Here is a 20,759-nt window from a genome sequence, read left to right as displayed (position 1 = left end):
GTACTGCCCCAACTCCGCTGTCCCCTCAGTCCCGCCGAATCAACTCCGGATCGATCCGCCGCCCGACGAGCGGCAGCGAGCCGAGGGCGGCTACGGCTACCGCCCCGACCGCACAGGCGAGCAGCAACGGCACGCCCTTCCCGTCCCAGAAGATCGCACCGCCACCAGTGACGAGGTAGCTCGACTCGGCGGCCTTGCCGGTGACGACGGCCAATACGAGCCCTACGGCCAACGGCACCACGACCTGCGCAACCTGCGCGGCCCGCAGGGTGCGGGGCCGCGCACCGAGCAAGGCCAAAGCCGTGACCTGCGGCTTCCGCTCCATGGCGCGGTCCGTGGCCGCGACCAGGTAGGCGGCCACACCGATGATCAGGCCGAGCACCATGCCGATGGCCAGCAGGGTTTTGACGACGGCGATCTGCTGGAGGGCGGTGACGTTGATACCGTAGGGGTCCACGGCGATCGTGGGATCGACGCCGCCGATTCCGTCCAGTACGTTTCGGACGGTTGCGGGGTCCGAGTCACTGACCAGGACCAGGGTCGCGCCGTCAGGACGATAACCGGCGGGGACGAAGGACGGCGGCAGGAGGAGGTCCGCGTCCATCGCCTGGATGTCGTCCCAGTCGCGGTACCGGAGGACGTCCTGCGGGACTTTCAGTGGCTGGAGGCGGCGGTGTCCGTCCTTCCAGAAGTGGAAGCGGAAGGTCTCTCCCGGTTTGACGTCGTCATGAGGAGATCCGTTGGCCACGTCCAACAGCCGGACGGGACGGCCATCGACGCAGCCGTCGACCTTCGACACCGACTCTCGCAACTGGCTGCATGTGGCGATCACCGCGTCGAGAACGGGTTGGTACGAGTCGACGCGGGGCTCCGTCCATGAGCTCAATCGGATGGCATGCCCCCGAACGCCCCTGATGCTTTCCAAAGCGTGCTGCTGCTCGGCCGTCACACCGTCGAGTTCGATGCTGTAGATCTGCGCGGGCGAGTTGTGCCTGGAAACCTGGTCGAGTTCGATGAGGACGCCCTGGACGAGCGAGGCCGCGTACACCAAGAGGATCAGCCCGGTCGCCACGCGGAGGGCACCACCGGGTTCCGCCTCGTTGCGGCGCATGGCGAGGCCCAGGGACAGCGAGCCGCTCGAGTGGGCCACCCTACGGGCAAGGACCTGTGAGAGAAACGGAAGCGTCAGTACGAGACCGGCACCAACCAGTACGACGGCTGATGGCATGAGGACGGCGGACACTGAGGTGTCCCGCGGCGCGTGGCCCGTCGCACCCGCCACGCAGTACCCGACGACGACACCCAGCCCAGGAACGAGTGGGAGCAAGCCCCACTTGGTGAGCGGTTTCTGCACGGCACTGCGTCGCACGGCCAGCGGGTTCGCCGCCGCCTTCCGGGCACTCGCCCGCCCCACGAACCATGCGAGGGCAGGACAGCCGAGCAGACAGACGAGGATGGTCGAGAGACTGAGGGCACCATCACTCGGATACCACTTGAAGCCAGGGAGGCCCGCACGGCTGATCATTTGGTTGGTCAACTCGTAGATTCCGAGGCCGACCACGGCACCGAGCAGTACGGCAGCCACCGTCTCGGCCGCATTGACCCGCTGAACAGCCTTCGCGCTCAAGCCGAGAAGGCGCAGTGCGGCCAACCGCCGTGCTCGAACGGCTGCGGAGAGCCTGGCGCACACCGAGAGGAAGACCGCCAGTGGCAGCAGTACGACACCGGCCAGCGTGAACCGCACGATGCCGAGGGTCGACTTCTCCACCGTGGGGCTCGGCGGATCGGGCTCGCCGAAGAGCGTCACGACGTCGGCAACCCTCAGCTTGTGCGGGGAGACGCCGATGTACGCGTACAACTCATCGGGATGTGCGAGGCCTTGGGCACCGATAAGCCCGCGTTCCCGCCCTGGGAGGAGTTGGGCGAGCCCTGGATCCCCATGAAGCACCTCGTGCAACCGCGGAGACAGGACGATCTCACCCGGACGCGGAAGTGCCACCAACCCCGGTGGCGGCTCGATGTGTTTGGTACCGGACGCGATGAAGACGCGGGTCATGGGCCGGGAGCCGAGCGGGTCCGTCCTGGTCAGTTCCCGTGGGGCCCCCTGCCAACCGATGCAGTGTGCCTGTGAGTCCCTGGCGCAGGTCGGCTGGCGTGCGGCCATGCGAGCGTCCTGGGCTGCCAGGATCCCCGGAATGGTCAGGACTACGGCGAGGCAGCTCACGCCGATTGCGCTGCCCAAGGCCATGAGGAGGAACCTCACCCGGTTCCCTCGGCCACTGCCCAGGAGCAGGCGCAGCCCGAGAATCAGTTCTCTCACGTCGTCTCCCGGCCTTGGGAGGCGAGAGCGCCGTCGCACATCGTGTAGCGAGTATCTGCTCGAGCTGCCACCTGCTGGTCGTGCGTGACGAGTACGACGGCCGTCCCCTGGGATCGCGCGAGCGCGAGGAACTCCTCCAGTACGGCCGCGGCGTTGGCACTGTCGAGGGAACCAGTGGGCTCGTCGGCGAACACAACGGCCGGCTGGTGGACCAGCGCCCGGGCGACGGCGACGCGCTGGTTCTGCCCTCCGGACACCTGCGAGGGCCGACGGCGCCGCAGATCCGCGAGGCCGAGCCGACCGAGCACCTCGCCCGCGGCGGCGAGGGCGGGGGCCTTGCGTTGTCCGGCCAGGCGAAGAGGTAGGGCTGTGTTCTCCTCGATGGTCAGCTCCGGGAGCAGTTCGCCGTACTGGAAGACGAACCCGAAGCGCTCGCGGCGGAGGGTGCTGAGTTCCTCGTCGGGCAGCTCAGTGAGGACGCGCCCCTCGAATCGGACCTCACCGCGGGCGACGGGCAGCACTCCGGCCAGGCAGTACAGCAACGACGACTTGCCCGAGCCGCTCTGCCCGGTGATCGCCGCGACCTCGCCGCGACGAAGGGAGATCTTCGCGTTCCGGACCGCGGGGGTGTCACCGTAGAAGAGGTCGACGTCCGCCGCGGACAGGACTTCTGACGTATTGATGGCGTTCCCCTAGGGAGGGTGCGAGCCCGGATGCGGGGATCCGGGCTCTGGATGCTCGGACTAGTCCTGGTGGTTGACGAAGTGCTGCCCGGGAGAGCAGTTGTCCGGACGGAGGCTTCCCCGGTCGCGGCAGGCACGCAGGTAGGCGTTCTTGGTGTATTGCTGAGCACCGTCCCAATTGGAGTGATGCATCCACACCGACCGCTTCTGCTTGCCGTCGTACCGGACCCAGTCGTGGCCCTCGACGCGGACCTGCATGTAGACGTTGTGGCCGTCATCGCCATTCGCGTCGCGGAGCTTGCCGGACCACTCGAAGGCGCCATGGTTCACTCCCGCGGGATTGAACTTGTACTGGCCCTCCGCGAATTCGACGCCTCCCGACCTGAGCACAGGAATCGCCGCGGACCACGCCGCAGCCGCCGTCCCCCCAGCCGTAAGGATCAGACCGGCCGCCGCCAAGCCCGTCAACGCCTTCTTCATCTTGGTACCTCCGTCATCGCCGGTGGCTCCGACAGCCACCGCGCGATCACGGACTGTAACGCTATGAAAACGCAAAGAAACGATCTACCCTCCCCATCACCACCACATCAGGTGATCGACAACCAGACAGCGGCCGAAAGCCGCCGCTCCTCGTACCAGAAACGCCGGAGAGGCGGCACCCCCGCACAGGGTGCCGCCTCTCCTCTTCGTGCGCCGGAGCCGTCGCCGATCGGTGAGGGTCGGGGACCAGCGGCGGCTCCGGGGTTCAACCGGCCCGGACGGGCCTAGCGGTGGTCGCTGCCCGCCGACTGCGTCGCCGCGCGGCCTGCCTCCAGGCGGGCCACCGGGATGCGGAAGGGGGAGCAGGAGACGTAGTCCAGGCCGACCTCGTGGAAGAAGTGGACGGACTCGGGGTCACCGCCGTGCTCGCCGCAGACGCCGAGCTTGAGGTCGGGGCGGGTACGCCGGCCCGCCTCCGCCGCCGACTTCACCAGGGAGCCGACGCCGTCCTTGTCGATCGTCTCGAAGGGGCTGACGCCGAAGATGCCCTTTTCCAGGTATGCGGTGAAGAAGCTCGCCTCGACGTCGTCGCGGCTGAAGCCCCACACCGTCTGCGTCAGGTCGTTCGTGCCGAAGGAGAAGAACTCGGCCGCCTCGGCGATCTGGCCTGCCGTCAACGCCGCCCGCGGGAGTTCGATCATCGTGCCGATCGCCAGCTTGAGCGCCGTACCGGTCGCGGCCTCGACCTCCGCGATGACCTTGTCGGCCTCCTCGCGGACGATCTCCAGCTCCTGGACCGTGCCGACGAGCGGGATCATGATCTCCGCGCGCGGGTCGCCCTTGGCGGACCTGCGCTCCGCCGCCGCCTCGGCGATCGCGCGGACCTGCATCGTGAAGAGGCCGGGGATGACCAGGCCCAGACGCACGCCGCGCAGGCCCAGCATCGGGTTCTGCTCGTGCAGGCGGTGCACCGCCTGGAGCAGGCGGAGCTCGTTCTCGTGCGGCTCCTGACGGGACTCGGCCAGGGCCACGCGGACCGACAGTTCCGTGATGTCGGGGAGGAACTCGTGCAGCGGGGGGTCCAGGAGACGGATCGTCACCGGGAGGCCGTCCATCGCCTCGAAGAGCTCTACGAAGTCCTTCTTCTGCAGGGGGAGCAGGTCCGACAGGGCCGCCTCGCGCTCCTCCTCCGTGTCCGCCAGGATCAGCTTCTCGACCATCTCGCGGCGCTCGCCGAGGAACATGTGCTCCGTGCGGCACAGGCCGATGCCCTGGGCGCCGAAGCGGCGGGCGCGCAGCGCGTCCTCGGCGTTGTCGGCGTTGGCGCGCACCCGCAGCCGGCGCTTGCGGTCGGCGAAGGCCATCATGCGGTGGACCGCCTCGACCAGCTCGTCCGCGTCGTCGGCGCCGGGGTGCATGCGGCCCTCGAAGTACTCCACCACCGGGGAGGGGACCACGGGGACTTCGCCCAGGTAGACCTTGCCGCTCGAGCCGTCGATGGAGATCACGTCGCCTTCCTCGACGACGTGGCCGCCGGGGACCGTCATGCGGCGGCGCTTGGTGTCGACCTCCAGCTCCTCCGCGCCGCAGACACAGGTCTTGCCCATGCCACGGGCGACCACGGCCGCGTGGGACGTCTTGCCGCCGCGCGAGGTCAGGATGCCCTCGGCCGCGATCATGCCGTCCAGGTCGTCGGGGTTCGTCTCACGGCGGACCAGGATGACCTTCTCGCCCGAGCGGGACCACTTCACGGCCGTGTAGGAGTCGAAGACCGCCCGGCCCACCGCGGCGCCCGGGGATGCGGCGATGCCGCGCGCGACCTTCTCGACCTTCGCGTCCTCGTCGAAGCGCGGGAACATCAGCTGGGCCAGCTGGGCGCCGGTGACGCGCTGGAGCGCCTCCGTCTCGTCGATCAGGCCCTGGTCGACCAGCTGGGTCGCGATGCGGAAGGCGGCGCCCGCGGTGCGCTTGCCCACCCGGGTCTGGAGCATCCACAGCTGACCGCGCTCGATCGTGAACTCGATGTCGCACAGGTCCTTGTAGTGGTTCTCCAGCGTCTCCATGATCTGCATGAGCTGGTCGTACGACTTCTTGTCGATCGACTCCAGCTCCGCCAGCGGGACGGTGTTGCGGATGCCCGCCACCACGTCCTCGCCCTGGGCGTTCTGCAGGTAGTCGCCGTAGACGCCCTGGTGGCCGGAGGCGGGGTCACGGGTGAAGGCGACGCCCGTGCCGGAGTCGGGGCCGAGGTTGCCGAAGACCATCGAGCAGACGTTGACGGCCGTACCGAGGTCGTGCGGGATGCGCTCCTGGCGGCGGTAGAGCTTGGCCCGGTCGCCGTTCCACGAGTCGAAGACCGCCTTGATGGCGAGGTCCATCTGCTCGCGCGGGTCCTGCGGGAAGTCCCGGCCGGCCTCCTTCTTGACGATCTTCTTGAAGGTGGTGACCAGCTTCTTCAGGTCGGCGGCCTCCAGGTCGGTGTCGACCGTGACCTTCTTGGCCTCCTTGGCCGCCTCGAGGGCCTCCTCGAAGAGGTCGCCGTCGACGCCGAGGACGGTCTTGCCGAACATCTGGATCAGGCGGCGGTAGGAGTCCCAGGCGAACCGGTCGTCGCCTGCCTGCTTGGCCAGGCCCTGCACCGACTTGTCGGAGAGGCCGATGTTCAGGACCGTGTCCATCATGCCGGGCATGGAGAACTTCGCGCCGGAACGGACGGAGACCAGCAGCGGGTTGTCGGGCTGGCCGAGCTTCTTGCCCATGCGGGACTCGAGGGCGTCGAGGTGCGCACTCACCTCGTCACGCAGTGCCGCCGGCTCCTCGCCGCTCTCCAGGTAGACCTTGCAGGCCTCGGTGGTGATGGTGAAGCCGGGAGGGACCGGGAGACCGAGGTTGGTCATCTCGGCGAGGTTGGCGCCCTTGCCGCCGAGGAGGTCCTTGAGGTCCTTGTTGCCCTCGGTGAAGTCGTAAACGAACTTCACTACGTGGGGTTCTTTGTTTTCCGACACGGGTCTCGACTCCTTGAGGCCACGGTGGCTGCCCTGACGGCGAGGAACATACCCAGATCGAAGGCGCATGGGTACGTCCACTTGTGCGTCATGAGCCCGTAACCAGTCGTCCGCCAGCGGATCGAAAGTCAAGGCTTGGCAAGCCAGCACCATCAGATGTGTTCACTTCTTGAATGCAAGAACCTCCAAACCCCGAGCATTCTGCTCAGATGAGCGGCTATCCCGCACGTCTGATTTCGATCGATGAACGATCAAGGGGTGGCACCCAGTGCCACCCCTTGGAGAAGTGCAGTCGCCCATGATCCGCTCATCTGAGCGCAAGCCTTATCAAGGGTGGCGAGAATCACGCTGCCACAGCCCGCCGGATTTCACCATGCGGACCGCTTCCCGGTACCCGGAAACACCCACGTCACACGCCCGGAACGGCCACGTCGGACCCCTGTCACCGGCCGGGTCAGACGCCGAGCGCCCGCAGCCGCTCCTCGGCGCGCTCCGGCGCGTAGAGGTGTTCGACGACCAGGGCCCCCGCTCCTATGAGCGCGGCCCGCTCCCCCAGCCGGGAGGTCACCACATCGAGGTGGGCCGTGGAACGCGGCAGCGCCCGCTGGTAGAGGAGTTCCCGGACGCCGGTGAGGAAGGGGGTTCCGGCCAGATCGCCCGCGATCATCAGCACCCCGGGGTTCAACAGGGTCACCACCGTCGCCAGCACGTCACCGACCCGCCGACCGGCCTCCCGGGCCAGCGCCGCCGCCTGCGGATGCCCGGCGGCCAGCAGATCCCGTACGTCCGCGCCGGAGGCGGCCGGCACCCCGCTCTCCGCCAGCCGCCGGGCCACGGCGCCCCCGCTCGCGACGGCGGCGAGACAGCCGTGGGAACCGCAGCGGCACAGCGCGTCCGCGCCGACCCGGATGTGCCCGATGTCGCCGGCGCCACCGTCGACGCCCCGGTAGATCGAGCCGTCCACGACCACCCCGGCGCCGATGCCCGTGGACACCTTGACCAGGACGAAGGCCGCGCAGTCGGGGTGTCCGGCGCGCTGTTCGCCGTACGCCATCAGGTTCGCGTCGTTGTCGACCAGGACGGGGACGCCCGGGGCGCCCGTGTGCTCGGCGAAGGCGCGGGAGAGGCGGCCCGTTATGTCGTAGCCGTCCCAGCCCGGCATCATCGGCGGCTGCACCACCCGGCCGGTGGCGGTGTCCACCGGGCCGGGCACGGCGAGCCCGATGCCGCAGACCTCCGCCGCCGGACGCCCGGCCTTCACCAGCAACTCGCCGAACCAGCGGCCCAGTTCGGACAGTACGGCCTCCGGGCCGTCCCCGATCACCAGCGTCCCCGAGTGCTCTGCGAGGATCTCGCCGGTCAGCGTCAGGACGGCCGCGCGGGCGTGCCGGGTGTCCAGGTCGGCGGCGAGGACGACGGCGTGGGAGTCGTCGAACTCCAGGGTGATGGAGGGGCGGCCGCCGAGCGGCGAGCCGACCGGGCCGCCGGCTCCCTCGCGCAGCCAGCCGGCCCGGAAGAGGCGGTCCAGGCGCTGGCCGACGGTCGCCCGGGACAGTCCGGTCGCCTGCTGCAGCGCACCACGCGTCACCGCCCGTCCGCTGCGGACCAGTTCGAGGAGCTCTCCGGCAGCGGCCGGACCGCCGGCCCTTCCGACTCTTCCCGGACGTTCGGTCATGCGCACCCCCTTGTGTTCCTCAAGCCTGCATTACATATTGGGTTTTGCGTGTTAAATAGACGTAACTCTACGACGGTTAACACCAAACCCGGTCGGCCCGGCCGGGCGTCTTCGTCTTCGGGGAGCCCCGAGTGGATCGCAGCAGCACGCAGCTCACCGTCCGTCCCGCGGAGCCCGCGAAGCCCTCGCCGTACGAGACCGCGGGTGGTCCGCCGGTCTCCGGCACGCCCCTGCACCTCCGGGCGGCCCAGGTGCTCGACGCGAACTGGACGGGCGGCTCGACGGTCCCCTCCCGGAGCCTGTATCCGCACCAGTGGTCCTGGGACTCGGCGTTCATCGCGATCGGCCTCAGGCACGTGTCGCCGCTGCGGGCCCAGACCGAGCTGGAGACGCTGCTGGCCGCCCAGTGGGCCGACGGGCGCGTCCCGCACATCGTCTTCAACCCCTCCGTGCCCCTCGACGCCTACTTCCCCAGCCCCGACTTCTGGCGCTCCTCCACCGCCGGTCGCAGGGCGGGCGCCCCGCGCACGGTACAGACGTCGGGGATCGTGCAGCCACCGGTACACGCGCTCGCGGCCTGGCTGGTGCACCTCGCCGACCCCGGGCTGTCGCACGCCCGCGGCTTCCTGGCCCGGGTGTACCCGCGGCTGGCCGCCTGGCACCGCTATCTGCTGCACCGCCGGGACCTGGGCGGCGCGGGGCTGGTGTCCGTGGTCCACCCCTGGGAGCAGGGCATGGACAACAGCCCCTGCTGGGACGCCCCGCTGGCCCGGATCACCCCGGCCCCGGCCCGCTCCTTCCGCCGCGCCGACCTCGCCCACGGGGCGCCGGAGGACCGGCCGACGGATCTGGACTACGGACGGTACGTGCGGCTGGCCGCCGACTACCGGGACGCGGGCTATGCCGACGGCAGCGGGGAGTTCGCCGTGGAGGACCCGGCGTTCAACGCCCTGCTCATCGCCTCCGAACACGCGCTGGCCCGGATCGCCGAGGAACTGGGCGCGGCCGGCACCGCACGGCACACCCGCGCCGAACGGCTGACCCAGGTCCTGGTGGACCGGCTGTGGGACCCGGCGTACGGGATGTTCCTGTGCCGGGACCTGCGGGACGCTGCGCTGGGCGGGAGGCAGATCCACGAGCGGGCCGCGTCCGGTCCGGGCCGCGAGCGGGGCAGTTCCGGCCCGGACCGCGAGCGGGGCACCGCCGACCCCAACCGCGAGCGGGGCAGTTCCGGTCCGGTCCCCGAGCGCAGCACCGCCGACCCCAACCGCGAGCGGGGCGGTTCCGGTCCGGTCCCCGAGCGCAGCACCGCCGACCCGACCCCCGAACAAGCCGGCCCCGGTCTCATCCCCGAGCGCGGTGTTTCCGGACTCGTTCCGCTCATCCTCCCCGAGTTGCCGCGCGAGATCGCCGCAGCGCTGGTGCGGACGCTGTGCGGGCCGCACTTCGGGCTCGGCGGGCGCACCCGGCTCGTGCCCAGCTACGACCTCCTCGGCGAGGCCTTCGACCCGCACCGGTACTGGCGCGGCCCGGCCTGGTTCAACACGAGCTGGCTGCTGGAGCGGGGCCTGCGGGCGCACGGCGAGCGGGAGCGGGCCGACGCGCTGCGCGCGGCCGTGCTGGAGCTCGCCGAGGCCACCGGTTTCGCGGAGTACGTCGACCCGTACACCGGCGAGGCCTGCGGCGCGACCGGCTTCGGCTGGACCGCCGCGCTCGCCCTCGACCTGCACCACGAGCTGCACGAAGAGCTGCACGACGGCCTGCACAAAGGCCTGCACAAAGAGCTTTCCAAGCCCCCCGGGCACACCGTGTCCCCCACGGGCGGCGGCACGTTCGACAGGAGTGACGAAGGAGGGCACCGGCGATGACGGACCGGCATCATCTGCTCGTGCACGGGGCGACGTTCGCCGCCGTGGGCGACCGGGGCGACATCAGCGGGGTCCGGGGCAGCGGCTCCCCGGACGGGTTGTTCGTACGGGACGCCCGGCACCTCAGCCGCTGGCAGCTCACCGTCGACGGCGCGGTGCCCGAGGTGCTCACCCCGGTCACGGACGGCGACGCGGCCTGCTGTGTGCTGGTCCCGCGTGGCGGCCGGCAGGAGCCTCCGGCCCACACCCTCTTCCGCCGACAGGCCGTCGGCGACAGCTCGTTCGCCGAATCGCTCCGGGTGACCAGCAACCGCCCGGTGCCGACCACGGTCCGGCTCGCCATCACCGCCGACGCCGACTTCACCGACCAGTTCGAACTCCGCTCCGACCACCGCACCTACGCCAAGCCCGGCGCCGTGCGCTCCCGTGAAGTCCTCGACGACGGCATCGAGTTCACCTACCGGCGCGCCGAATGGCAGTCCCGTACGACCATCACCGCGGACCCGGCGCCCGACGCCGTGGAGGAGACCGGCACGGGCGCCCGCCGCCTGGTGTGGACCCTCGACCTCGCGCCGCACGGCACGACCGAGCTGGTGCTCCGGGTGATGGCCCGGCCGCACGGCGAGAAGCGCGCCCTGCGCGTGCCGCGCGACCCGGCGGCCGTGCACGAGCAACTCCGCGCGCGGGAAGCTGAGTTCGTGGAGGGCGTGGCCTTCCCGACCGGCTGGCCGGAACTGGCGGCGTCCTGCGTGCGGGGCCTGGCCGACCTGGCCGCGCTCCAGGTGCCGGCGCGCGGGCCCGACGACGAGGCACTGCGCGTCCCGGCCGGCGGCGCCCCCTGGTTCCTCACCCTCCTCGCCCGGGACGCCCTGCTCACGTCCCTGTTCGCGCTGCCGTACCGCCCGGAACTGGCCGCCGCCACGCTCCCCGCGCTCGCCGCGACCCAGGCGACCGGCAGCAGCAAGTCCCCGCTGGCCCAGCCCGGCAAGATCGTGCACGAGGTACGCCACGGCGAGCTGGCGCACTTCGGGCAGGTGCCGTTCCGGCGGTACTACGGCTCGGTCGACGCGACCCCGCTGTTCCTCATCCTGCTCGGCGCGTACGTCGAGCAGACCGGGGACACCGGCCCGGCGGCGCGCCTGGAGCCGCACGCGCGTGCCGCCGTCGGCTGGATGCTGGACCACGGCGGCCTGACCACGCGCGGCTACCTTGTCTACCGCGCCGACGAGGGCGGCCTCGCCAACCAGAACTGGAAGGACTCCCCCGGCGCGATCTGCTGCGCCGACGGCACCCGGCCCACCGGCGCGGTGATGGCGGCGGGCGCGCAGGGGTACGCCTACGACGCGCTGCGCCGCACGGCGTGGCTGGCGCGGACGGTGTGGGGCGACGAGACCTACGGTGCGCTGCTGGAGCAGGCCGCCGCCGATCTCCGGGACCGTTTCCAGCAGGACTTCTGGATGCCAAAGCAGTCGTTCCCGGCGCTCGCGCTGGACGGCGAGGGCCGCCGGATCGACGCGCTGGCCTCCGACGCCGGGCATCTGCTGTGGTCCGGGCTGCTGGACAAGGAGTACGGCGAGGTGGTGGGACGGCGGCTGCTGGAGCCGGACTTCTTCTCCGGGTGGGGCGTGCGGACGCTGGCCGCGGGGCAGGCGGCGTACCACCCGCTCTCCTATCACCGGGGTTCCGTGTGGCCGCACGACAACGCGTTGATCACGCTCGGTCTCGCGCGGTACGGGCTGCATGACGAGGCCCGTGCGGTGGCGCGTTCGCTGGTCGATGCGGCGACGGTGGCGGGGTGCCGGCTGCCGGAGGTGCTGGCCGGGTACGGGAGGGACACCCATCCGGAGCCGGTCCCCTATCCGCATGCGTGTGTGCGGGAGGCGCGGTCCGCCGCGGCACCGCTCGCCCTGTTGACGGCGGTGGGCGGGGCTTAGGGGACCGTATTTGCCCGGTGTTTGCTCAGTACCCTGAACGGGCCCCGCGCAATGACCGTACGGAACTCTGGACGGGTCTCGTAGGGAAGGACGCCGGGTTGTCCCAGGACATGAGCACGCGCGAATCAGCCGTAGCGGAAGCAGAAGAAGCCGAGCCGGAGCAGCCCGCCGTACCCATACCCGGCCCGCGCCGCCCCTTCCCGCGCCCCTGGACCGCGTGCAGGGCGTGGGTACGGCGCCGGCGGGAGGAGCATCCGACCGCCGCCCAGGCCCTGTCCGTCACCGTGACCGTCCTGGCCGCCGCCCTGGTCATCGCCGCGCTGGTGATGCCGAACTCCGTCGACCAGCTGGCGCCCGACCAGTTCGTGCGGCTTCCCGCGGAAGCCGTGATCGGCGCGGCCGTGATGATCGCACTGCCGCGCCGGCCGCGGGTGGTGCTGGCGGCCGTGTCCGGGGTGGCGCTGGGCGCGATGACCGTGCTGAACGCGCTCGACATGGGCTTCAAGCAGTATCTGGGCCGTGATTTCAACGTCGTTCTCGACTGGAGCCTGTTCGGCGACGCGGAGTCGTACCTGGAGGACTCGCTCGGCCGTACGAAGACCCTCGCGGCCGTGGCCGGGGTGATCATCGTCGTCCTGCTCCTCTTCGTGCTGCTGGCGCTGGCCATGGTCCGGTTGAGCAATCTGCTCGCCCGGCACACCGCGATCGCCACCCGGGGCACGCTGATCGCCGGGGTCGTCTGGATCACCTGCTCCTCCCTCGGCCTCCAGCTGTCCGGCGTGCCGCTCGCCTCCGACAGCACCGCCACCGCGTTGAAGGCCCAGGCCCACCTGATCAGGGCCACGCTCAAGGACGAGGCGGAGTTCGAGAAGGTCGCGAAGGTCGACGCCTTCGGGAACACCCCGGGCAGCCAGCTGGTCCCGGATCTGCGCGGCAAGGACATGATCTTCACGTTCATCGAGAGCTACGGCCGCAGCGCGATCGAGGACCCGCTCATGGCGCCCGGTGTGGACAGCACGCTCGACGCCCGCACCAAGGCGCTGGCCAAGGCCGGCTTCCACGCCAAGAGCGGCTGGCTGACCTCGGCGACCTACGGCGGCAGCAGCTGGCTCGGCCACTCCACCACCATGTCGGGGCTGTGGATCAGCGACCAGCAGCGCTACCGCACGGTCATGGCCAGCGACCACATGAGCCTGACCGACGCCTTCAAGAAGACCGGAGCCTTCGACACCGTCGGCGTCATGCCGGGCGTGCAGAAGGCCTGGCCGGAGCAGAAGTGGTACGGCCTGGACAAGGTCTACAACGCCTTCGAACTCGGCTACAAGGGACCGAAGTTCAGCTGGTCGACGATGCCGGACCAGTACACGCTCCAGCAGTACCAGGACCGCGTGCACAGCAAGAAGCCGGCCGACGGCAAGTCCCGGATGTCGCTGCTCATCCTCACCTCCAGCCACACCCCCTGGGCGCCGATCCCCAAGATGGTCCCCTGGAACCAGCTGGGCGACGGCTCGGTCTTCAACGGCATCGAGAAGGCGGGCCACCCGTCCACCTACACCCTCACCGACGACACGCACACCAAGGAGGAGTACGGCAAGTCCGTCCAGTACACGGTGACGGCGCTGACCGAGTGGCTGGAGCGCTACGGCAACGAGAACACCGTGCTGGTCTTCCTCGGCGACCACCAGCCGAACGCCCACGCCAGCGGCAACCACGCCAGCCGTGACGTCCCGGTCTCGATCGTCGCCAAGGACCCGAAGCTCCTCGACAAGATCTCGAGCTGGAACTGGACCGACGGTCTGCGTCCCGCCCACAACGCCCCGGTGTGGAAGATGAGCGCGTTCCGCGACCGCTTCCTGACGGCGTTCGGCTCGACACCGCACCCGAAGAAGGACTGATCAGCCGCCGGAGGTGTCCAGTTCCGCGTCCTCGCTGACGCCCGCGCAGTCGTAGGGGTCCTTCAGCCAGCCGTCCGGCAGCACCACCCGGTTGTTGCCGGACGTACGGCCGCGCGGCCCGTCCGCGCCGGCCGGCCACGGCTGGTCGAGGTCCAGCTCGTCCAGTCCCGCGCGGAGTTCGGCCAGCGAGGAGGTGATCGCGAGCCGCCCCCGCATCTCGGAGCCGACCGCGAAGCCCTTCAGGTACCAGGCGACGTGCTTGCGGAAGTCCACCACGCCCTTGGACTCGTCGCCGATCCACTCGCCGAGCAGGGTCGCGTGCCGCACCATGACGTCGGCCACCTCGCGCAGTGTGGGGCGCGCGAAGGACTTACGCCCCTCGAAGGCCGCCACGAGGTCCGCGAACAGCCACGGGCGGCCGAGGCAGCCGCGGCCCACGACCACCCCGTCGCAGCCGGTCTCCCGCACCATCCGCAGCGCGTCGTCGGCCGACCAGATGTCGCCGTTGCCGAGCACCGGGATCTCCGGGACGTGCTCCTTGAGGCGGGCGATGGCGTCCCAGTCCGCCGTACCGCCGTAGTGCTGGGCCGCCGTACGGCCGTGCAGGGCGATGGCCGTGACGCCCTCCTCGACGGCGATGCGGCCGGCGTCGAGGTAGGTGATGTGGTCGTCGTCGATGCCCTTGCGCATCTTCATGGTGACGGGCAGGTCACCGGCACCGGTCACGGCCTCCTTCAGGATCGCCCGCAGCAGGTTCCGCTTGTAGGGGAGGGCGGAGCCGCCGCCCTTCCTCGTCACCTTCGGGACCGGGCAGCCGAAGTTCAGGTCGATGTGGTCGGCCAGGTCCTCCTCCGCGATCATGCGGACGGCCTTGCCGACGGTCGCCGGGTCGACGCCGTACAGCTGGATCGAACGCGGCTGCTCGCTCGCGTCGAACCTGATCAGCTGCATGGTCTTGTCGTTGCGCTCGACCAGCGCCCGGGTCGTGATCATCTCGCTGACGAACAGCCCCTTACCGCCGGAGAACTCCCTGCACAGCGTGCGGAAGGGCGCGTTGGTGATCCCCGCCATGGGGGCGAGCACGACGGGCGGTGTCACGGCGTGCGGGCCAATGAACAGCGGGTGGGTCATCAGACGACTCCGGGACGGACGTACAGCACGGGCAAGAACCCATTGTCCCTCACTGCGCCGACAGCCCGGCCGGGCGACCGCGATGATCGTGTACCGCACATCATTTAGGGGCCCTATTTAGGAACACTATTAGTTAGACGCACTATCGAAGTAGGCGTACGATGAGTCCATGCCCGAGTTGAGCCACCGCCGTCGTCTTCTCGTGCTCGCGATCTGCTGCATGAGCCTGCTGATCGTGAGTCTGGACAACACCGTGCTGAACGTGGCGCTGCCGTCCCTGCAGCGCGATCTGCACGCCACCACCTCCGGCCTGCAGTGGACCATCGACGCCTACACGCTCGTCCTCGCCTCGCTGCTGATGCTGGCCGGCTCGACGGCCGACCGGATCGGCCGCAAGCGGGTGTTCATGACCGGCTTGACGGTGTTCACCATCGGCTCCGTCCTCTGCTCCGTGGCTCCGAGCCTGACCCTGCTCGTGGTGTTCCGCATGGTGCAGGCGGTCGGCGGCTCGATGCTCAACCCGGTCGCCATGTCGATCATCACCAACACCTTCACCGACGCCCGGGAGCGGGCCCGCGCGATCGGCGTCTGGGGTGCGGTGGTCGGCATATCGATGGCGGCCGGTCCGCTGGTCGGCGGCCTGCTGGTGCAGTCGGTGAGCTGGCGCTCGATCTTCTGGATCAACCTCCCGGTCGGCCTCGCGGCCCTCCTGCTCACCCTCCGCTTCGTCCCCGAGTCCCGCGCACCGAAGGCCCGCCGCCCCGACCCCGTCGGCCAGCTCCTGGTCATCGCCCTGTTCGGCTCGCTGACGTACGCGATCATCGCGGCGCCGGAGAACGGCCCGACCGCGGTGGCCCCCTTCTTCGCGATCGCCTTCGCGGCCCTCCTCGCCCTGCTCGCCTACGAGCCCCGCCGCGCCGAACCCCTCATCGACCTGCGCTTCTTCCGCTCGGCTCCGTTCAGCGGCGCCACGGTGATCGCGATCAGCGCGTTCGCGGCGCTGGGCGGCTTCCTCTTCCTGTCCACGCTTTACCTGCAGAACGTCCGCGGCCTCGACGCCCTGCACGCGGGCCTGTGGATGCTCCCGATGGCCGCGCCGACCTTCCTGTGCGCCCCGCTGTCCGGCCGCCTGGTGGGCAGCCGCGGCCCCCGCCTGCCGCTGCTGGTCGCCGGTACGGCGATGACGGCGAGCGGCGCCCTCTTCGCGGCCTTCGCGGCGGAGACGTCGAACACCGGCCTGCTCGTCGGGTACGTCCTGTTCGGCATCGGCTTCGGCTTCGTGAACGCGCCGATCACCAACACGGCCGTCTCCGGCATGCCGCGCACCCAGGCCGGCGTCGCCGCCGCGGTCGCCTCCACGAGCCGGCAACTGGGCCAGACGCTCGGCGTGGCGGTGGTCGGCGCGGTCCTGGCCTCCGGGATCGGTTCGTCGCCCATGAAGCAGGCCTTCGTCTCCGCGGCCCGCCCCGGCTGGTGGATCCTGACCGCCTGCGGCCTGGCCGTCCTCCTCCTCGGCCTCCTCACCAGCGGCCGCTGGGCCCACCGCACGGCGGAACGCGCGGCCGAGACCCTCAAGTCCTCGGAGATCCGCCAGACCGTGGCAACCTCGAACCGCGGCTGAGCGCTCCCGTGCGGGGGCGGCGCCGTCGGTCCCCCTCTTCCCCGGTTGTCTCAGGCGCCGGCCGCGCAGGCGATGTCGTACAGCCTCTCCAGGCGTTCACGGGTCTGGTCGTCGGCTGGGGTGTACGTCACCATGCGGGGGCCGTGTTCGGGGCTCAGCCACAGGTCCGTGTGCTCCAGTTTGAGGTGGCCGACGTGGGCGTTGAGGAACTCCTTGGTCTTGGTGCGGGCCGCGACCACCTCGTAACGCTCCCAGTTCTCCCGGAACTTGGGAGACTCCGCCGTCAGCCGCTTCAGGAGCATCTTCCAGGCCGGCTCGCCGAGGTGGCCGGCCATGGACGCGCGCAGGCGGGCGGCCATCAGCCGCTGGGTCTCCTCCAGGTGGACGACCGAGGACTGCCAGTCCTTGTTCGTGTACACGAGGAGCATGCAGTTCCGGTCCTCCGCCGGTATCGCGTCCAGGTCGCACAGGAGGCGGCCGTAGGTGAGGTTGTAGGCGAGGATGTCGTACCGGCTGTTCTGGATGCACGCCGGGATCGGCTCCAGCCGGCGCAGCAGCTCGCGCTGGGCCGGGGTGACGCTCGCACAGCTCGCGGCGGGGGTCGGGTCGGTGGTGCCGGCCAGCTGGAAGAGGTGGGCGCGTTCGCTGGCGTCCAGCATCAGGGCACGGGCGAGTGCGTCCAGGACCTGCACGGAGACCTGGATGTCGCGGGCCTGTTCCAGCCAGGTGTACCAGGTGACGCCGACCGCGGAGAGCTGGGCGACCTCCTCCCGGCGCAGTCCCGGCGTACGGCGCCGGGTCCCGCGCGGCAGGCCCACCTGCTCGGGGCTGATGCGCTCGCGGCGGCTGCGCAGGAACGCGGCCAGCTCGTGCCGGCGGATGTCCGAGCCACGGGTCGGCGGCTGCGGGGCGGACGTCTTGCGGTCCGTGGCCATGGTGGTCATGGTTCCAGGGTGCCCGCCCCCTCATCCTGTTGCCAGGTAGTTCTTGTACCAGGATCAGGACACTCTGGTACCAGTCTGCGCGGTGGCGCAGGCTCGGGGACATGAGTGAAACCGTCACCACACCGGCCGTCCGCGCGACAGCCGCACCGCCCGCACTCGGCGGGCCAGGACTGTTCACCGTACTGCTGGCCGCGGCGCTGCCGCTCGTCGACTTCTTCATCGTCAATGTCGCCCTGCCGGCCATCGGCACCGATCTCGCCGCGAGCGAGGCCGTGCTGGAGCTGGTGGTGGCCGGGTACGGGGTCGCGTACGCCGTGCTGCTGGTGCTCGGCGGGCGGCTCGGGGACCTGTTCGGGCGCCGCAGGCTGTTCCTCGGCGGGATGGCCGCGTTCGGGCTGACCTCGCTGGCCTGCGGTCTTGCGCCCGGCGCCTGGAGCCTGGTCGCGGCACGGGTCGCGCAGGGCGCCTCGGCCGCCGCGATGCTGCCGCAGGTGCTCGCCACCATCCAGGCCACCACCCGCGGCGCGCGCCGCGCGAAGGCCATGAGCCTGTACGGCGCGACCGCCGGACTGTCCATGGTCGCCGGGCAGATACTCGGCGGGGTGCTCGTCTCCGCCGATGTCGCCGGAACCGGCTGGCGCGCGGTGTTCCTCGTCAACGTGCCCGTGGTCGTACTGGGGTTGGCCCTCGCCGTGCGGGTCGTGCCCGAGACCACCTCGCCGCACCCCGAGCCCGTCGACGGGCCCGGCACGGTCCTGCTCGCGGTGTCCCTGCTGACGCTGCTCGCCCCGCTCACCGAGGGCCGGGCCGCGGGCTGGCCGCTGTGGACCTGGCTGTCGCTGGCCGCGTTCCCGTTCGCGGCCGGCGCCTTCTGGACCGTGGAGCGGCGGGCGGACCGGGCGGGGCGGACGCCGCTGGTGCCGCCGAGCCTGCTGGCGTTGGCCTCGCTGCGGCGCGGTCTGGTCCTGATCCTGCCGTTCTCCATCGGCTTCAGCGGGTTCATGTTCGTCATCGCGCTGGCGCTGCAGCAGGGCGCCGGGCTCGGTCCGGTCGCGGCCGGGCTCGCGCTCTCACCGATGGCGGTGGTGTTCCTGTTCACCTCCCTCGCCGGGCCCCGGCTGACCGCCCGTCACGGCACCCGGGTCGTCACCGCCGGCTCGGTGATCCAGGGCGTGGGCGTGCTGCTGATCGTGCTGGCCGCCTGGCGCGACTGGCCGCACCTGGACTTCGGCTCGCTGCTCCCGGGCGCCGCCGTGGCCGGTGCCGGGCAGGCGCTCCAACTGCCCAATGTCTTCCGGATCGTGATGTCCGAGGTGCCGCCCGCCCGGGCCGGGGTCGGCAGCGGTGTGATGGTCACCACCCAGCAGTCGGCGCTCGCCCTCGGTGTGGCCACGCTCGGCACCCTGTTCCTCACCCTCGTGCCGCGCCTGGGCATGCGGGACGCGCTGGTCACCACGCTGCTGGTGCAGTTGGCCGGGGTGGTGCTGACCGGGCTGCTCAGCCTGCGGCTGCCGCGCGAGGTCGGGTGAGGCGGCCGGGGCCGGGCCACGGCTTGGACAACTCCGCGTGAAGCTCCCCCTGTTGATGTTCGTCTTGCTGCACACTCCTGTCCCGGCCGGGTGTGCCACAGGAGCCGAGGAGGCGCGAGGCGTCATGGCGCAGGACAACAGCACGAGCAAGGTCAGCCGCTGGGACCAGCACGGCCGGGAGCACGTCGTCCGGGTCCAGCGCACGGGGGTGCAGCGCACGATCCGATGCGACACGTGCGGCTGGCGCAGAGGAGCCCAGTTCCTGCCGTGGCTGAAGGCGGAGGAGCATCTGGCCGAGGCCCATCAGGCGACGGTGGATCCGGCGGCGGCCCGGCAGCCCTCCCGTTGAGCGCGCGGGCGTCGACGAACCCGGGAAACCCGGGGTTGACCTGCGCATTTGCTTGATCGAAGGGCGGACACGCAGCGTCTCGAGTGGCCGACGGAGCGAAGTCGGCGCAGCCTGGGAGACGTCCGATCGAGCGATCGACAGGAGATGACCATGAACTCCGAACTCCGCCACCACCGCTACGGCCGCGCGCTCGGCGCCGGTGTTCTGTCCGTGGCGCTGCTCTCCGGCGGTACGACCGGAGCCTTCGCCGCGCCCAGCGCGCCGACCCCCACCCCCACGACGACCCCCAGCCCCACGACGACCCGCACCGGCATGCCGAACGTGACGCGGACGCCGACCGCCAGGCCCTCGCTGACGCGGACGCCGACCGCCAGGCCCTCGCTGACGCGGACGCCGACCGCCAGGCCCTCGGTGACCCGCACCGGCAGGCCGACCATGAAACCGTCGCGGATGCCGACCGTGATGGGCTCGATCACCGTCGCGGCCAACCGCACGGCCATCAAGGTCGGGGACACGGTGGTGTTCACCGGCCGGGCCACGGGCGTCAGACGCGGCTCCACGCTGGTGCTCCAGCACCTGGTGAACGGCAAGTGGGCCACGCTCAACTACCGGACGGTGGTCGGCAACAACGGCCGCTACACGATCAAGCGGACCTTCACCGCCAAGGGCACCCATCACGTGCGGGTGGCGACCAGGTCCGGCACGTTCCACTCCTCGCCGGTCACCGTGACGGTGAGCTGAGGCCCCGCACCAGCAGGTCCACGACGGCCGTGAACTCCTCGTCGACTCCGGGAGCCGTCCATTCCCGGGCGTAGCAGGGGTCGTGGAAGCGGCCGGTGGCCTGGAAGACGGCTCGGGCCGCGGCGGCCGGGTCGGGCACCGGGAAGGTGCCCGACCCGGCTCCGTCCGCGATGATCCGGGTCAACTGGCCGGTCAGGTCGGCGATGTGCTCGCCGACCGCCGTGCCGTTCTCGTCGGTCAGCACCGTGTAGGTGGCGAAGAGTTCGGGATCGTCGCCCGCCTTGTGCCGCTTGGCCTCGAACAGCGCCGCCAGCCAGGCCCGCAGCCGCTCCTCGGCCGTGCCGTCCGCCACGACGATCCCGGCGAGCTTCGCCGACGTCCGGTCCAGCCAGCGCTTGGTGACCGCCTCGCGCAGGGCCGCCTTGGTGCGGAAGTGCCGGTAGACACTGCCGTGGCTGACGCCGAGCGCGCGGGCCACGTCGACCACGGTGGCCTTGGCCGGGCCGTGGCGGCGCAGCACCTCCTCGGTGGCTTCGAGGATGCGTTCGGCGGTCAGGGTCTCAGAGGGCGGTGCCATGCCTTAG

16 protein-coding genes are annotated in these 20,759 nt (G+C 70.8%); 7 read left to right on the top strand and 9 right to left on the bottom strand.

Features of this window, described 5'->3' with window-relative positions; all coding sequences use genetic code 11:
• Window positions 1–25 precede the first annotated feature (25 nt).
• The 5 genes from ACWC2T_RS00855 to ACWC2T_RS00835 all read right to left on the bottom strand — a co-directional run bounded on the left by ACWC2T_RS00855 (window position 26) and on the right by ACWC2T_RS00835 (window position 8,163).
• Entirely contained in the window at window positions 26–2,320 is a 2,295-nt protein-coding gene (locus tag ACWC2T_RS00855; RefSeq protein ID WP_450668313.1) for an FtsX-like permease family protein, read from the bottom strand.
• Window positions 2,317–3,003, bottom strand: a complete 687-nt coding sequence (locus tag ACWC2T_RS00850; RefSeq protein ID WP_450668700.1) for an ABC transporter ATP-binding protein — start codon at window positions 3,001–3,003, stop codon at window positions 2,317–2,319. The genes ACWC2T_RS00855 and ACWC2T_RS00850 overlap by 4 nt, the downstream gene beginning before the upstream one ends.
• A gap of 60 nt (window positions 3,004–3,063) precedes the next feature.
• Window positions 3,064–3,483 carry a hypothetical protein gene (locus ACWC2T_RS00845; RefSeq protein ID WP_450668312.1) on the bottom strand — a complete coding sequence of 140 codons (420 nt, stop codon included), beginning with the start codon at window positions 3,481–3,483 and terminating at the stop codon, window positions 3,064–3,066.
• 284 nt (window positions 3,484–3,767) lie between these two features.
• Window positions 3,768–6,488, bottom strand: a complete 2,721-nt coding sequence (ppdK, locus tag ACWC2T_RS00840; RefSeq protein ID WP_450668311.1) for a pyruvate, phosphate dikinase — start codon at window positions 6,486–6,488, stop codon at window positions 3,768–3,770.
• Window positions 6,489–6,942: 454 nt separating this feature from the next.
• The gene (locus ACWC2T_RS00835) at window positions 6,943–8,163 is read right to left on the bottom strand and encodes an ROK family protein (RefSeq protein WP_450668310.1); all 1,221 of its coding nucleotides are present in this window, start codon (window positions 8,161–8,163) and stop codon (window positions 6,943–6,945) included.
• Between the two features lie 131 nt (window positions 8,164–8,294).
• Here ACWC2T_RS00835 and ACWC2T_RS00830 point away from each other — a divergent pair, with 131 nt between their 5' ends.
• The 3 genes from ACWC2T_RS00830 (at window position 8,295) to ACWC2T_RS00820 (ending at window position 13,860) form a co-directional block, all read left to right on the top strand.
• Window positions 8,295–10,031 carry an MGH1-like glycoside hydrolase domain-containing protein gene (locus ACWC2T_RS00830; RefSeq protein ID WP_450668309.1) on the top strand — a complete coding sequence of 579 codons (1,737 nt, stop codon included), beginning with the start codon at window positions 8,295–8,297 and terminating at the stop codon, window positions 10,029–10,031.
• Entirely contained in the window at window positions 10,028–11,965 is a 1,938-nt protein-coding gene (locus ACWC2T_RS00825) for an amylo-alpha-1,6-glucosidase (protein WP_450668308.1), read from the top strand. Before ACWC2T_RS00830 ends, ACWC2T_RS00825 begins: the two co-directional genes overlap by 4 nt.
• Window positions 11,966–12,075: 110 nt before the next feature.
• Window positions 12,076–13,860 carry a CDP-alcohol phosphatidyltransferase gene (locus ACWC2T_RS00820; protein ID WP_450668307.1) on the top strand — a complete coding sequence of 595 codons (1,785 nt, stop codon included), beginning with the start codon at window positions 12,076–12,078 and terminating at the stop codon, window positions 13,858–13,860.
• Here the strand turns inward: ACWC2T_RS00820 and dusB are convergent, their stop codons facing one another.
• Window positions 13,861–14,991, bottom strand: a complete 1,131-nt coding sequence (dusB, locus tag ACWC2T_RS00815; RefSeq protein ID WP_450668306.1) for a tRNA dihydrouridine synthase DusB — start codon at window positions 14,989–14,991, stop codon at window positions 13,861–13,863.
• 169 nt (window positions 14,992–15,160) lie between these two features.
• Between dusB and ACWC2T_RS00810 the strand changes: the two genes are divergently transcribed.
• Window positions 15,161–16,612, top strand: coding sequence for an MFS transporter (locus ACWC2T_RS00810; protein ID WP_450668305.1), 1,452 nt, complete (start codon window positions 15,161–15,163; stop codon window positions 16,610–16,612).
• A 50-nt stretch (window positions 16,613–16,662) separates the two neighbouring features.
• On the opposite strand, the gene ACWC2T_RS00805 is transcribed toward ACWC2T_RS00810, so the two are convergent.
• Window positions 16,663–17,556 (bottom strand): helix-turn-helix transcriptional regulator, encoded by an 894-nt coding sequence (locus ACWC2T_RS00805; protein WP_450668304.1) that lies wholly within the window; start codon window positions 17,554–17,556, stop codon window positions 16,663–16,665.
• 101 nt (window positions 17,557–17,657) lie between these two features.
• Here ACWC2T_RS00805 and ACWC2T_RS00800 point away from each other — a divergent pair, with 101 nt between their 5' ends.
• Both ACWC2T_RS00800 and ACWC2T_RS00795 read left to right on the top strand, forming a co-directional pair.
• Entirely contained in the window at window positions 17,658–19,085 is a 1,428-nt protein-coding gene (locus tag ACWC2T_RS00800) for an MFS transporter (protein ID WP_450668303.1), read from the top strand.
• A gap of 124 nt (window positions 19,086–19,209) precedes the next feature.
• Window positions 19,210–19,434: a hypothetical protein gene (locus ACWC2T_RS00795; RefSeq protein ID WP_388759708.1), complete on the top strand. Its 225-nt coding sequence runs from the start codon at window positions 19,210–19,212 to the stop codon at window positions 19,432–19,434.
• Window positions 19,435–19,610: 176 nt separating this feature from the next.
• On the opposite strand, the gene ACWC2T_RS00790 is transcribed toward ACWC2T_RS00795, so the two are convergent.
• Window positions 19,611–19,910, bottom strand: coding sequence for a hypothetical protein (locus tag ACWC2T_RS00790; protein WP_450668302.1), 300 nt, complete (start codon window positions 19,908–19,910; stop codon window positions 19,611–19,613).
• Between ACWC2T_RS00790 and ACWC2T_RS00785 the strand changes: the two genes are divergently transcribed.
• Window positions 19,897–20,175, top strand: coding sequence for a hypothetical protein (locus ACWC2T_RS00785; protein WP_450668301.1), 279 nt, complete (start codon window positions 19,897–19,899; stop codon window positions 20,173–20,175). The two genes, ACWC2T_RS00790 and ACWC2T_RS00785, sit on opposite strands and share 14 nt — an antisense overlap.
• Here ACWC2T_RS00785 and ACWC2T_RS00780 read toward each other — a convergent pair.
• Window positions 20,156–20,752 carry a TetR family transcriptional regulator gene (locus ACWC2T_RS00780; RefSeq protein WP_450668300.1) on the bottom strand — a complete coding sequence of 199 codons (597 nt, stop codon included), beginning with the start codon at window positions 20,750–20,752 and terminating at the stop codon, window positions 20,156–20,158. The genes ACWC2T_RS00785 and ACWC2T_RS00780 overlap by 20 nt on opposite strands.
• Window positions 20,753–20,759: the final 7 nt, after the last annotated feature.

This window comes from Streptomyces sp. NPDC001393 (assembly GCF_053597455.1).
This window is presented reverse-complemented; position numbering and strand designations above follow the sequence as displayed.

Excerpts from the sequence above, each read along its gene's own strand:
- ACWC2T_RS00845 (WP_450668312.1), bottom strand. The coding sequence starts at position 3,483 with ATGAAGAAGGCGTTGACGGGCTTGGCGGCGGCCGGTCTGATCCTTACG.
- ACWC2T_RS00835 (WP_450668310.1), bottom strand. The coding sequence starts at position 8,163 with ATGACCGAACGTCCGGGAAGAGTCGGAAGGGCCGGCGGTCCGGCCGCT.
- ACWC2T_RS00825 (WP_450668308.1), top strand. The coding sequence starts at position 10,028 with ATGACGGACCGGCATCATCTGCTCGTGCACGGGGCGACGTTCGCCGCC.
- ACWC2T_RS00820 (WP_450668307.1), top strand. The coding sequence starts at position 12,076 with ATGAGCACGCGCGAATCAGCCGTAGCGGAAGCAGAAGAAGCCGAGCCG.
- dusB (WP_450668306.1), bottom strand. The coding sequence starts at position 14,991 with ATGACCCACCCGCTGTTCATTGGCCCGCACGCCGTGACACCGCCCGTC.
- ACWC2T_RS00810 (WP_450668305.1), top strand. The coding sequence starts at position 15,161 with ATGCCCGAGTTGAGCCACCGCCGTCGTCTTCTCGTGCTCGCGATCTGC.
- ACWC2T_RS00805 (WP_450668304.1), bottom strand. The coding sequence starts at position 17,556 with ATGACCACCATGGCCACGGACCGCAAGACGTCCGCCCCGCAGCCGCCG.
- ACWC2T_RS00800 (WP_450668303.1), top strand. The coding sequence starts at position 17,658 with ATGAGTGAAACCGTCACCACACCGGCCGTCCGCGCGACAGCCGCACCG.
- ACWC2T_RS00795 (WP_388759708.1), top strand. The coding sequence starts at position 19,210 with ATGGCGCAGGACAACAGCACGAGCAAGGTCAGCCGCTGGGACCAGCAC.
- ACWC2T_RS00785 (WP_450668301.1), top strand. The coding sequence starts at position 19,897 with ATGGGCTCGATCACCGTCGCGGCCAACCGCACGGCCATCAAGGTCGGG.
- ACWC2T_RS00780 (WP_450668300.1), bottom strand. The coding sequence starts at position 20,752 with ATGGCACCGCCCTCTGAGACCCTGACCGCCGAACGCATCCTCGAAGCC.